This is a genomic window from Enterococcus sp. AZ089 (assembly GCF_050547225.1).
Classification (GTDB): Bacteria; Bacillota; Bacilli; order Lactobacillales; family Enterococcaceae; genus Enterococcus_D; species Enterococcus_D entomosocium.
This window is the reverse complement of sequence record NZ_CP172954.1, coordinates 376,295-389,231: the sequence shown is the minus strand read 5'-3', so window position 1 is coordinate 389,231 and position 12,937 is coordinate 376,295. Positions and strand designations below refer to the sequence as shown.

Below are 12,937 nucleotides of genomic sequence, written 5' to 3'. Positions count from 1 at the left end.
GAACATGTCAGCAATCATTGAAATTGACCATTTAAAAAAGAGTTTTGGCGACAACGAAGTCTTAAAAGACATCAGTTTGTCTGTTAATAAAGGAGAAGTTGTCACGATCATCGGTTCTTCTGGTTCAGGAAAATCTACACTTCTTCGCTGCATCAACTTATTAGAAAAACCAACCAGTGGGCAAATCATCTACTTAGGTGAAAATGTGCTGGAAAAAGGCTATGACTTGCCGAAATACCGTACGCATCTAGGAATGGTTTTCCAATCCTTTAACCTATTCAACAATATGAATGTATTAGAAAACTGCGTGACGGGCCAAGTCACTGTTTTGAATCGTGATCGCAAAGAAGCAGAAGCGACTGCCAAAGAAAATCTGGAGCAAGTCGGTATGGCTCAATATGCCAATGCCAAGCCTTCCCAGCTTTCAGGTGGACAAAAACAACGAGTAGCCATTGCCCGTGCCTTATCGATGAATCCGGATGTCATGTTGTTTGATGAGCCGACTTCTGCGCTAGATCCAGAAATGGTCGGTGAAGTGTTGAAGACCATGAATACGTTAGCTCATACTGGCTTGACAATGGTGATCGTTACCCACGAAATGGGCTTTGCCAAAGAAGTGTCTGATCGGGTCATCTTTATGGATCAAGGTGTCATTGCCGAACAAGGGACGCCTGAAGATATCTTTATTCATCCAAAAGAGCAACGCACCAAAGAATTCCTTTCCCGTGTGTTGAATTAATTTTCTGTCTTGAAACACTTAGCGGTCTTCTTCCGAGCTTTTTCGTCCTTTTTCAGTAAGCTTGGAAGAATTCAATGCTAAGTGTTTTTTTATTGCAGGAGGAGTAATTGTCAGAATTTATCAAAAAATCACAAAAAACCATTGCTATTTGTTAGAAACTTTGTTATTTTTTTTAAAACTAAGGAATTATAGGAGCTTTCATTTATGGAAAAAAAGTTACAGTTTAAGGATTACATGTATGTTGGATCAATGCTTTTCGGTCTTTTCTTTGGTGCCGGAAATCTGATTTTCCCCGTTCACATGGGACAAGAAGCTGGCGCGAATGTCGGCTTAGCCAACCTTGGCTTTTTAGTTACAGGGATCGGCTTGCCATTTTTAGGGGTCATTGCTATTGGCGTTTCCCAAAGCAGCGGTGTTTTTGAATTAGCTTCTCGGATCAATCGCCGCTATGCAATGATATTTACGATTTTGCTTTATTTAGTGATTGGGCCATTCTTTGCTCTGCCTCGTTTGGCTACTACTTCTTATGAGATCGGGATCGCTCCCCATGTTTCATCAGACATGCAAACTTGGTTATTGGCGTTGTTCTCTGCCCTATTTTTTGGAGCTGCCTGGTGGTTTTCACGCAAACCTAGCAAAATCTTAGATTATGTAGGGAAGTTTCTAAATCCCTTGTTTCTGGTCTTACTAGGAGTTTTGCTCTTTTTTGCCTTTTGGCAACCACTAGGAACCATCAGCGATGCGCCGATCTATCCTAGCTATCAAAGCGATGCTTTCTTTACTGGTTTCACAAACGGCTACAATACTCTCGATGCGCTGGCATCTTTAGCCTTCGGGATCATCATCGTCTCAACGATTCGCAATATGGGGGTTGAGAAACCTGCGACGGTCGCAAAAGACACGATCCTTTCCGGCTCTGTCAGCATCGTGTTGATGGGGATCATCTATACCTTACTTTCTTATATGGGAACCAAAAGTTTAGGCCAGTTTCCCATCAGCGAAAACGGTGGGATCGCTTTGGCACAAATCGCCAACCATTACCTTGGCACTGTCGGCAGTCTGCTATTGGCATTGATCGTCATCTCTGCCTGTTTAAAAACCGCCATTGGTTTGATCACGGCCTTTTCCGAAACCTTTGCTGGATTGTTTCCAAAGCAAAGCTACGGATTCTTTATCGCTTTGACAAGTATCTTACCAGCGATCTTCGCTAATGTCGGCTTGACCAATATCATCGAGTTTTCTATTCCAGTCTTGATGTTTATCTATCCACTGGCGATCACTTTGATTTTGTTGGCGATCATCAGTCCATTATTTAACCATCGTGCCAGTGTCTATCGAATGACGACATACTTCACGTTGATCGCTGCAATCATCGACGGCTTAAATGCGAGTCCTGCAGTGATTACCAACAACGCTTTCGTGCAAGGAATCTTGTCTTTTGCGTCAGATTATCTGCCCTTTTTCCAAATCGGGATGGGGTGGGTCGTACCAGCTGCGATCGGATTTTTGATCGGTTTGCTATGGTCGTGGTTCAAAAAAGACCCTGTTTCAGCCTAAATTAGTTAAAAAGATGAAAATAACCTACCTTTTTTTAAAGGGTAGGCTATTTTTTTGATTAAAAAGACTGACAGTTTCGTAAAAAAAAGATACAATAGAGCCACAAAGGAGGATACCTATGTTTTATGAAGAACTTATGATGGACCCGCAAACATTAATTAAATTTAAAATATTCCGGCGTATGCTGACTCTGCAAAACCCTAGCCACCCAATCGCACAATTGGCAAAGGAAATGGAGTTAAGCTACCAACAAGCTTTTATAGAGTTGACTGAGATCGACCAAGATCTAACTGAGTTAACTCCGGATCATATGTCGATACTCGGTCGTGGCGGTAAATTACAGCCTCAGAATATCGCGGTAACGATCGATGAATACCGCTTCTATTTATTGAATAAAAGCGTTCCGTTCTTATATGTTCTTTACATGCTGAATGAAGACAATCCTACGATCACGGATTTTTGTGCAAAATACGATGTCAGTCGTTCAACGGTGTCTCGCAAATTTGAACATCTAAAAAAACATTTGAAGCAATTTCAGCTTCGCTTTACGTACACTGAATCAAACTTAGTAGGCGATGAGCGTCTTGTGCGGCTCTCCCTATTCAATATCATTTGGTTAGGTACTCGTGGAATAGAATGGCCATTTGCGATCGCTGAGAGTGAGACAGAAAAAATGGTGGATCGATTCACGGAGTATTTCCCAATGACTCATTCTTATCTTGGCCGATTAGAGTTGAAGTATTTCGCCGCCTTGATTCTTTTACGAATCAAAAAAGGGAATTTTGCCAAATACGACAAGCGGTACAATTTCCTGATGAAAAATAATCCATATTTCGATTTTGAGCGTTTGACACAAGTCGTTGATCCTGAAGTTTCAATGACAGACAAACAATTAAAAGGCGAATCAGGGTTTATTTATTTGATGGCGCAAATCTTCCCATTCTACTTGAGTCCTGAAGAAGAAGCTTTGCAACAAACCTTGCAATTCTTTTCAAGCAAACAAAACCCAGTTTATCCGTTAGTCGCAGACTTGTTAGCAGAGATGAAAGCAACCTTCTTTGCTTCACAACCTGGCCTGTTAGACGAGCCATTGGTCGTGGGTAATTTAATCAATGTGACTTTCGGCAACTACGTTTTCCGTCAGCCGTTTCCAAATATCTATCGCTTGCTGACACCCTCGATCAATCGCGGGTCTGCTGAAGAGCAGCTGCAGCAAAAAATCGATGAATTCTTAACGAACTATCGCGAAGAATCAGCGGTGGACTATATCAATGATGAAAACCAAGAGCAGATGGCAACGATGTATACCCACGCCCTGCTGCCGTTTTATGATCAAATCCGTTATTCGAATCGTTTACGGGTAGGGGTTGCGTTAGAAGATAATTTCTTAGTCGTTCAAGGATTGAATCAATTCCTACATGACTTGACCTTCGTAGCAGCAGAACCTTATGATCTAAACCAGCAAGAAAATTATGATGTCATCGTTAGTTCCAATCAGTTGATGAAAAAACTCAAACCAGAAAAAATGAGTTATATTTGGGATTATGCGGCAGACGATCGGCAATACATTGATTTGTATCGTACGTTGAAAAACCGTTTTGATGAAAAGAACCTTTCTCTGTAACCAAACCGTTACGGTTTCTTAAGAACTTCCGAAAAGATTTGTCACAGAATATTCATATTTATCTCGTATACTCTATGTATACCAACAAACAACCCTAACTAACACTTTTTCATTTTTAACTCCTTCCCGTCGGCCACCCACCGACGGGTCTTTTTTTACTTATTTTCGCAGCCAGCAAACTTAAACACTTTCCAATCTTTTCTCCACAAAAAATTCATATTTGGACAGTATAGTATACATAACCCAACAAACAACCCTAACTAACACTTTTCATTTTTACTCCTTGCCTGTCAGCTACCCACTGACAGGCTCCTTTTTTTCTTACGGGGTTTGCCGTATACTAAAGGCAGGAGGTGGCCTATGACAACAGCCATTACGACAGTTGACCAATACATTGCAGCAGCTCCAGCAGAACGACAAGCGATTTTAAGAAAGGTCCGTCAAACCATCAAAGCCGTTTTACCTGAAGCGGTTGAAAAGATCAGTTATCAAATGCCTACTTATCATCAGGGAGAAAATATCGTACATTTTGCCTGCGCCAAACAGCATCTAGGCTTTTATCCCACGCCTTCTGCGATCACGGCCTTCCAAGAGGACTTACAACCATACAAGACCAGTAAAGGGGCGGTCCAGTTTTCTTTTGCACAGCCGATCCCTTACGAACTGATCGCTGTGATGACCGCTTGGCGACTCGCAGAAGTCAAAAACAAGCACGCGTAACTAGCAATTAAAAAACCGCTATGTCTAATGACGCAGCGGTTTTTTTGCTATGCACAGGCTTGTTTACAAGCCGGGTTTTGTATTCAAGGTGCTAACTTTCAGCACATGATGCAGGGGAATAATCCGCAGCTGCTGACGGTCGCTTTGTAATTTCAAGACAACTTGTTCTTTTGCTACCGTTTTGCCGACGATCCAGCCGGTAACGGTTTCAAAACCACCCAATTTCTCTGTTTTTACTTGCAGCACGACCAGATGCTTGGCAGCGGCTGCCTCTTGCAGCGTTCGCCGGATTTCTTTGACTTTCTCAGACTGATTCTTCTTGTCAGCATCATCACTGAAAAAGGTATCCAGCAACGTTGTGGATGTCATCACAATGAGTTTGCCCAATTGTTTGATGGGCGATGGTTTCTTTTCCATTGGACATTCCTTTCTGCGCGTTGCAGCAGTTTCTAAAACCACACATACGTTCGCATTTCCATGGTTCTATTTTAGCAAATTTTTGATAAAATACAAGCGAACACGCCTTATTTTTCAGAAGAAATAACCTCTAGCCAATAAGGAATCCCCTCTTGCAGCAGTTGATAGGTCTCTTCGAAATCTCCTGTATAATAAGGATCTGGTACTTCCTCAGCCTCTTTGCCAGGAACAACACTCAAATACGAACGGATCTTTGCGGTCGTATCGGCAGGTGCTAGCGCTTGAAGTGTTTCAACATTGTTCGCATCCATGCCGATGATCCAATCAAATGTGGCAAAATCCGCTTCAGTGATCTGCCGTGAAATAAGACCGTCACTAGAGATCCCTGCTTGACGCAGTCTTTTTTTGGTTCCGGGATGAGCAGAATGTCCGACTTCCCATGAGCTGGTCGCTGCCGAATCGATCTGCCAATCCAACTTGTGTTTTGCTATTTCTGCTTTATAAATAGCTTCTGCCATGGGGGAACGGCAAATATTACCTAAACAAACAAATAAAACTTTCGTCATCGCTTACTGCTCCTCTTTTTCATAGATTTGGTGGCCAAAAAATTCCACATCCTTCGCCAAACGAAACAATTGCGTCGCAATCTCTAATGGGGTCTCTGGAAAGTCGTTGTGAATCCAATTTTCCAAAATGCCTCCGCAGCCGTAGGAAAAGAATCGGCTATAAAATAGAATGTCTTGTTTCGTCAATTGCTGCTCTTGATCGACCTCCAAGAACAAGCGCTGAAAAAGCGGTTCTGTGATCTGTAAAAAACCGTTCATTAAGATCTCGCGGTCATAAGCCAGTGATTTGCGGTAAAAGGCCGGCGCTTGTTTCATTGCTTTCAGCATGCGCAAGGCGGCTTCTTCCCAGTTATCAAGGGAGACATCTTCTGTCGTCAAAAAAATCAGGGCATCTTGCCGATAGATCCATTGGATCAAAGCTTTTTTATCAGGAAAATGGTAGTAAAACGTCTGCCGATTGACTTGCGCCTTTTCGGCGATCTCCTGTACGCTGATTTTATTCACTTCTTTGGTCTCACAAAGGGTGATCAATGTCTGGCCAATCACAGCCTTCGTTTGTTTCCCATCCATCATAGGGCACCTCTTTTTCTTCTCTTTCTATCATACCAAATTTTCTAGCAAAAAAAAATCCTATCAAATGGTCCTTTTTCACAGACCTTATCCGAACACTTCGTCAGGGCAATAGATCCCTGTGTGCTTTTTGCATATGGCTGATTTCTGCAAAAAACGCCTGCCTTCATTTGAGGCAGACGCTGCTTTCGATAGTTAAACGGCAAGATGCTCACTGTGCCATTTTGGTTTGAAATTGTTCTCTGCGAATCACGCTGATTTTTTCAGTAAAATTGGCCCAATCGATGGGTCTAGGTGGTGCGAGCCATAAAATATGGTCGATCCCCAACGCACCATAAAATGGCAGGTTTGAAAGAATCAGGTGCGTATGATCATCTGGGTAACTCTGGAATTGTACATTCAAATCGAGAATTTTTTCAATATTCTTTTTGATCATCTGGTTGTAGGAATCACCAAATGAAAAATCAACACAGACATATAAAGGAACCAAAATCTCTTTTAATGGAATCGTAGAAACTAATAAAATAAGGTATCTAAAAAACAAAAACTCTTTATTGTTCCATAAGATCGGTCGATTACGACTTTCTTCCAGATAGTTGCGGCAAAAGGCAGCATATTCAGGATACGTCTCAAGAAAATACGTGACATCCATGTATTGGTACTCATAGCGAGAACTAAAAGAAAACGACAGGAGCTGGTAATGAATCGTAGTCGTTTCGGCATGAAGCAGTGCCAACGTGTCCGTGGCTAGCGAAAACTGCTGTTGGACCGCCTGAATAAACTGCTCGTTTAATTGTTGGATATAGGTTTGTTCTTGGTCGATGTAGCTATTATTGTCGATCAGCCAACCCTCAACGATCAAAAAGCGCAAAATATCTCGTGCTTCACGTTCTAGGACTTCTTGATTGTTGATCGTCAAGATCTCCTGCAACCAACGCTTCAAATCTTCAATGATCACTAAATGTTTTGACAAGACTAAATCGTTTTCCACACTGTTTTGTATGAAATGTCCTTTAGACATCCGCGCCAAAACAATACCTAGATAATGTTTCTTGCGAATCCGCATGCGGGCAGACTGTTCTGGATTCAGCCAAGTACTTTCATTGAATCGATCAAAGGTTTTTTCTTTGTCCAAGATACATTTTGGGAAAGGGGAATGGTTCAAATAATATTCCTTCATAAAAAAGAGAAAAATAAACTCCCGAATCTCACTTTCTTCACCCACCAGCTGAAACTCTTTCGTCACTTCAATGTCGTATTCTTTCAAGATCAGTTTAAACTGTTTAAATTCTTTATAGACGGGATTATGACTTAGATAGTGATTGGTAGCAAATTCGTATAAAGAAGACAATTGCTCAAAAAAGCATTCTTTCAACATAGAAAATTTTAACGCTTGATCTAGATAATAGGTCAGTAGTGTGTCTGAAGTTGCCAGCCCGGAGGCATTCAGTTTAATGACCGTCCCATCGGTCACGATCTCAAATTCCTCATTCAATCCTAGTTCATAAAAATCAAGATTCAATTCTTGAACGGTTTTATTGATCAGAAATTCCGACATGGTCAATTGGTCCATCAATGTTTCCTTCGTTTCAGAAAGAGCGACTGCGTTTTCCAAATATTGCAGCATCATCAATTTTCGTTTGTCCGCCTTATTCAAAAATGTCACAAACATGCGTTTTCAAGCCTCCGTTATTTTTTTGGCCATAAAGAACGTTTCCTGAAAATAGATAGCATAAGCTGGCAAGATACGAAGGTTTGTCATCCCCGTCACCATCCGTATTATTTCCCGGCAGTGCTAAATCGACAGCCAAACGATCCGACGCAAAAACATCTTCCAACATGACTCGTTGTGCTAAGTGCTTCTGTTTTTCCAAAAAACTGCTTTCTGGAAATGAGGATTGTTCCTGTTCTTTTTTCGGAACAGGTTCCGGTTCAGGAGCCGGTGATTCTTTGGATTCTTCCTTTTCTGCAGGCGGTTCATCTGCTTTCTCCGTACTTCCTTCTGGCGGATCCTTTGGGACGATTTCTTCTGAGGGGTCTAGCGGATTATAGATAGTCGCAAAAACAACTTGTTCTGTGACAAGATCGATCATTCCAATAATCATGCAGGCACCAATGACAAAACCAAATCTGCGTTTCATTTCTTCACCCTCCTTATCAACAGAGCTTCTTTTTGATGCTCTTTCTACGGCGCTGAACGTTTCAACAGTTTGTGAACGCCAAGCAGACATCCACTAATTATAAATAAAATAACAAATAAAAGAAACCAATTTTTTTCAGATTGTTGTTTCCATAACATTTCTTGTTTTTGAGCCAACACTCTTGCGCCTTGTGACGTACTGCCCATGGTCGCTGTGTTTTGCGACTGCCCGGCAGTTGCTTGCTCAACAGGAATCGCTGTCAGCACGTAGCGTTCTTCTGTTCGAGTAGGTGTGGGACAAGTAATCAATGTCAACTTTGGTGTCTGGTCATCTGTTAGAACCGACAAGTCGGATTCATCTACGACTTTTTTATCGATAATAATATACTGCTGGCGTTCCTCGAGGTAGGTTACGGACACTTCCATCCCCACCTGTGCTTCTAGCAATTGACCAAATAACAAACTTTGTCTACCGAGATGATGCCCTAAAACGACAAAATTGTTATTTTTTAACAAACGTTCCGGAAACATCACGACACCGCCTTTCAGCAGCTGCTGATTGGTTATCCCCACCAATAGCGGCTGCTGGAACTCGATCGCTTCAATTGCAACAAAGCCGTACCCGGTGATCGTTGCCGACTGCGGAGCCAATACATCCCCTAGAGCCGGCATTTGAATCGTTTCTTCTTCTGGAATCGTTGTCGGCAGCTGGGTCGCTATCGTCAATTCGCTTGTGCGTAATTGCCAACTGACGATGCTTTCTTTTAAAAAAGGAAGTGCCAACAAGAGGATACCTGCGATGATCAAGCCATCGATCAAGTATTTCTCAAGGTGCTCACGCTTCATCCGTTTCATTTTTTTTCTTTCGTCGGTACCATAAAAGCAGCAGTAAGGCGAGCAGCAGCAACAGACCGCCGATCAAGAAGTAAAGCCACGTGTAATCTGTTTCGATCGTCACATCTTTCTTATTAAGATCACGAGCAACATCGCCAGTCACTGTGAATTCTTTTTCGAAGCTCCATTTATAGAGATAGCTTTCTTCCTCGCCTTCTTCATTCTCCACTTTGTATTGTCCTTCATCGCTTTTCCCACCATAGGCCACGGAAGTCAACACATAGGTCCCTGCTTCTAAACGTTGTCCTTCCAAGGAAATTGGGTACGAGAAGTTTGAATTAGGTGCCATTTGCATTCGTGAGGTATCTGAAGCATACAAGACGTCACTATCGCCTTTCTTCTTCACTTCATTGATCAACCGTAAGGAATTTAAGTAAGCTGATTCAGGATTTTGCAACGTAACATTGATGGTATTGCGAGCGTTGACTTGTCCCGGTCCAACATCCAGCAGTTTTAGATCCGGCGTGACTTCTGTTGTATTTTGACGGAGTAAAATCGCAACGACATAGGCATACTCATTCTTGATGGCTAACCCTTGGTCTTCTTCACTGTCAGCAGTATCGGTTTCCGCTGTCGTTTCTTTCAAGGTCAAACCACCGGCAATAACCCCTTCAAACGATTCTGAGGGCATACTGATCTTTAAGGGTAAGGTGATTTGGGATTGTTTCGGGATCGTGATCTCTTCCTCCACTTCAATCAAATCAGCCATATCATAAGGCAAGGTTTCGTCCGCTTCGATGTCGTTTTCGCCATATTCCACGACCCCGTTTAGATTCGTAGTAGCAGAAGCGATCACTGGCGCGATGACGACCTCTTGATCGGTGTCATTGCGCAATTGGACTTCTACAGTTTGAACCGCTCCTGGCTCCATTTTCAAGTCAAAATAAGTCTTTTCTTTATCGATTTGATTCTCTGGAATCACTGGATTGACGGCAAAGTTAAATTCAGAAGCGGTTCCTATGGTTGGTACAAAAAAGAAAATACTTGCGAATAGGAGCGCCAAAAGCTGTTTGATTTTTTTCATGATGGATGTCCCTTCTTTCTATGTATTCTCCTTGAACCCTTTCGAGGTTCAAGGAGAAAGCTGGTACTTATGGGTTGGTTGGTGTGTCTGTTAGTAACCAAGTAAATGTGGTGTTGTATTGGCTGGCATATTTCGTCGTTGAGCCTGGAACTTCCAACTCAATGCTATCCATGGCTGCAGCTAAACTATCGCCCCAGCTCATTAAATAGGTCCCTGCCCCTTCGCCATCTTGGGCACTCATCACTAAGGATTGGGCACCATTTGGATTCAATGTGATCGTTGCGCTCACATTTGATGGTTTTGGTGACAATGAAGGAGTTACCACAGTTCCCTTCGTCAAACGAATTTGCGCAGCAGTCAATTCTTGATCTTCCGCTGTTTTGAACTGACCATTTTGGCGAACATTCAATGTCCAACCGCTCTCTGTTCCCCGATTGTCTGTCACTTGGACAAAATTCGGTCCTTCTTGATTATCACCAACTGAATCCACATATTTTTGAGTTTCCGCATGGTAGATCTCTGTTTTTGAGGTGATTTTTTGTGTGCCAAAGTAAAGGCTTGAAGCAAAATCAATCGATAGCGGTCCGTTCGTTCCCGGATTTGGTCCATCTGGGTCCGTTGGATCCACTGGTTTGATTGGATTTTCTGGATCTGGATCCGTTGGGCTGATTGGATTAGTTGGATCCGTATTTGGTTCAAAGGTGATTTGTCCATTTGAGTTGTATTCTGCACTGTCCGCTGCTTGTGCCAGCACTGGTGCTGCTAGGCTTAAGCCTAATACTGAGAGAAATGCTAGTGTTTTTTTCATGTCTATACTCCTTATCCTTCCGTTCCTGGTGTATCTGATAATACCCAAGTCAATGTAGTCGTGTAGCTAACGGCATCTTTTGGGGTGCTGCCTGGTACAGAAAGTGCGACTGCTTTGGTAATATCGGCTTGTACTTCTTGATCATCTTTGTCTATTTCAGTGATCGACTCAACACTTCCCCAAGCGTTGACCCATGTTCCAGCACCTGTTTGCTTTGCTGCAGTCATCACCACTGATTCAGCACCGGCTGCATCCAACGTGATCGTTGCTTCTGCCACGGGAGCTGTGACGCCAACCGCATTTGATTTAACGGCAGGACTTGTTAGGGTGATGACAGAACCTGTCAATTCTTTATTCAAGGTCGTCTCATTTTTAAATTGACCATTTTGCTTCACAGACAACCGCCAACCGGCATTACTACCGCGATTATCAGTTACTTGGACATAATTGGCAGTTTTTAATGTAGAAGCTGTGCCATCATCGTTCAAGTACCCTTGTGCTCGTGCATAATAGACTTCGTTTTTATTAGAGATTTTATTGACACCAAAATCTAAGCTAGAGGCATAATCGATCGATAATGGGCCATTCGTTCCAGGATTTGGTCCATCGGGATCGGTTGGATCCACAGGATTGACCGGGTTTTCTGGATCTGGATTTTCTGGATTGACTGGGTTCGTCGGATCAGTATTCGGAATAAAATCAACCGCCCCATTTGAGGTGTAAGAAGCCGCTTCGGCTGCTGAAACCTCGGTTGCTGCACTCGCTGCTGCCAAGACGGCAAGACTTACAAAGACCCATGCTGTTTTTTTCATTTCTATTTGACACTCCTTTATCTGTTTTACTGAAAATCAGTGATTTTAATTGCTTTCAGGGACATTCTTTAAATTCCAAGTCAATGTCGTCCGATACTCTTTGGCTAATTTTACGGAACTGCCTGGTACGTTTAATTTTACTGCCGTTGACCCTTCCGTTGCATCGTTCCCAAACTTGTAAATCCAAGTTCCCATTCCTTTTCCGACAGGTGCATTGACCAAGGTGATTTCACTATCGGGTACAAAGGTATGACTTGCAGTAACTGTTGGTGCATACTGCATATCGGTGACTGAAGTTGCTGCACCTGAGGCGATCGATAATGAAGCGCCGACTAGCTCTTCGTCATCAGCCGTTTTGAATTGTCCGTTTTGCACAACACTCAATGACCAACCTTCTTGCGTTCCTCGTTTATCTGTTACTTGCACATAGTTTGGTCCAGCAGCGCCAGCTGTGAACTCTTGCAGCTGTGCGTAATAATCTTTTGTTTCAGAAGTAATCAGTTGGTTGCCAAATTGAAAACTTGAAGCAAAATCAATCGATAATGGTCCAGCTGTTCCAGGATTTGGTCCATCTGGATCGGTTGGATCGACGGGATCCACTGGTTTTTCTGGATCGGTCGGATCAACTGGATTGGTTGGATTCGGGTCCGCTTCAAAAGTGATTGCTCCATTTGAAGTGTATTCAGCGGCATTAACGGTTGTTGGTAACAGAGCAGTGCTCATCAATAGAATGCCTGCCGTCAAGAAAAGTTTTTTCATTTTTTGTTCTCCTTTTGATTAAAATGATTCCTGCTGCCAACAAAACGACAAGACCACTGCTTTGATAGCTATTGAAGTGATCTGATCCTGTTGCCGGCAGAATATTGTTGCCTTTTTGATTAACTTGTTTATTCCCTGGCTGTTCTTTTACGGGCTCTTCTGGCTCCTCAACTGGTTCTTCATAGACGCCGAAAAAGGAAGTAATGCCATTGCTGTCATAAGCACCTGCTTCGGCTGCTGAAACGAGCTGAGGAAATATTAATAGACAGCCAGCAATAATACCGATCATGATTTTTTTCATTTGTTT

Annotated in this window: 15 protein-coding genes; 4 read left to right on the top strand and 11 right to left on the bottom strand. The window is 42.6% G+C overall.

From position 1 onward, the window contains the following. Positions 1-4: 4 nt before the first annotated feature. From IGJ01_RS01855 to IGJ01_RS01840, 4 genes are all read left to right on the top strand, one after another. Positions 5-739, top strand: coding sequence for an amino acid ABC transporter ATP-binding protein (locus IGJ01_RS01855; RefSeq protein ID WP_005232339.1), 735 nt, complete (start codon positions 5-7; stop codon positions 737-739). Between the two features lie 204 nt (positions 740-943). After that, positions 944-2,296 (top strand): branched-chain amino acid transport system II carrier protein, encoded by a 1,353-nt coding sequence (gene brnQ, locus IGJ01_RS01850; protein ID WP_008376239.1) that lies wholly within the window; start codon positions 944-946, stop codon positions 2,294-2,296. A gap of 118 nt (positions 2,297-2,414) precedes the next feature. After that, on the top strand, positions 2,415-3,920 hold the full coding sequence (locus tag IGJ01_RS01845; RefSeq protein ID WP_005232342.1) for a helix-turn-helix domain-containing protein: 1,506 nt from the start codon (positions 2,415-2,417) through the stop codon (positions 3,918-3,920). A gap of 360 nt (positions 3,921-4,280) precedes the next feature. Next, positions 4,281-4,640, top strand: a complete 360-nt coding sequence (locus IGJ01_RS01840) for an iron chaperone (protein WP_005232344.1) — start codon at positions 4,281-4,283, stop codon at positions 4,638-4,640. Between the two features lie 63 nt (positions 4,641-4,703). On the opposite strand, the gene IGJ01_RS01835 is transcribed toward IGJ01_RS01840, so the two are convergent. The 11 genes from IGJ01_RS01835 to IGJ01_RS01785 all read right to left on the bottom strand — a co-directional run bounded on the left by IGJ01_RS01835 (position 4,704) and on the right by IGJ01_RS01785 (position 12,931). Then, positions 4,704-5,057, bottom strand: coding sequence for a hypothetical protein (locus IGJ01_RS01835; RefSeq protein WP_005232346.1), 354 nt, complete (start codon positions 5,055-5,057; stop codon positions 4,704-4,706). 107 nt (positions 5,058-5,164) lie between these two features. After that, positions 5,165-5,623 carry a low molecular weight protein-tyrosine-phosphatase gene (locus tag IGJ01_RS01830; protein WP_005232347.1) on the bottom strand — a complete coding sequence of 153 codons (459 nt, stop codon included), beginning with the start codon at positions 5,621-5,623 and terminating at the stop codon, positions 5,165-5,167. Positions 5,624-5,626: 3 nt separating this feature from the next. After that, entirely contained in the window at positions 5,627-6,196 is a 570-nt protein-coding gene (locus tag IGJ01_RS01825) for a TetR/AcrR family transcriptional regulator (protein WP_005227190.1), read from the bottom strand. A gap of 208 nt (positions 6,197-6,404) precedes the next feature. After that, the gene (locus IGJ01_RS01820; protein WP_430601332.1) at positions 6,405-7,865 is read right to left on the bottom strand and encodes a helix-turn-helix domain-containing protein; all 1,461 of its coding nucleotides are present in this window, start codon (positions 7,863-7,865) and stop codon (positions 6,405-6,407) included. Next, positions 7,843-8,334 carry a hypothetical protein gene (locus IGJ01_RS01815; RefSeq protein ID WP_244732916.1) on the bottom strand — a complete coding sequence of 164 codons (492 nt, stop codon included), beginning with the start codon at positions 8,332-8,334 and terminating at the stop codon, positions 7,843-7,845. Before IGJ01_RS01815 ends, IGJ01_RS01820 begins: the two co-directional genes overlap by 23 nt. A 44-nt stretch (positions 8,335-8,378) precedes the next feature. Further along, positions 8,379-9,179, bottom strand: a complete 801-nt coding sequence (locus IGJ01_RS01810) for a class A sortase (protein ID WP_016611452.1) — start codon at positions 9,177-9,179, stop codon at positions 8,379-8,381. After that, the gene (locus IGJ01_RS01805) at positions 9,169-10,251 is read right to left on the bottom strand and encodes a DUF916 and DUF3324 domain-containing protein (protein WP_016611453.1); all 1,083 of its coding nucleotides are present in this window, start codon (positions 10,249-10,251) and stop codon (positions 9,169-9,171) included. Before IGJ01_RS01805 ends, IGJ01_RS01810 begins: the two co-directional genes overlap by 11 nt. A gap of 67 nt (positions 10,252-10,318) precedes the next feature. Further along, positions 10,319-11,059, bottom strand: coding sequence for a WxL domain-containing protein (locus IGJ01_RS01800; RefSeq protein ID WP_005232357.1), 741 nt, complete (start codon positions 11,057-11,059; stop codon positions 10,319-10,321). 11 nt (positions 11,060-11,070) lie between these two features. Beyond that, positions 11,071-11,871, bottom strand: coding sequence for a WxL domain-containing protein (locus IGJ01_RS01795; protein WP_086332927.1), 801 nt, complete (start codon positions 11,869-11,871; stop codon positions 11,071-11,073). 45 nt (positions 11,872-11,916) lie between these two features. After that, positions 11,917-12,630, bottom strand: a complete 714-nt coding sequence (locus IGJ01_RS01790; RefSeq protein ID WP_016609549.1) for a WxL domain-containing protein — start codon at positions 12,628-12,630, stop codon at positions 11,917-11,919. Then, positions 12,563-12,931, bottom strand: coding sequence for an LPXTG cell wall anchor domain-containing protein (locus tag IGJ01_RS01785; RefSeq protein ID WP_008376260.1), 369 nt, complete (start codon positions 12,929-12,931; stop codon positions 12,563-12,565). The genes IGJ01_RS01790 and IGJ01_RS01785 overlap by 68 nt, the downstream gene beginning before the upstream one ends. Positions 12,932-12,937 lie beyond the last annotated feature (6 nt).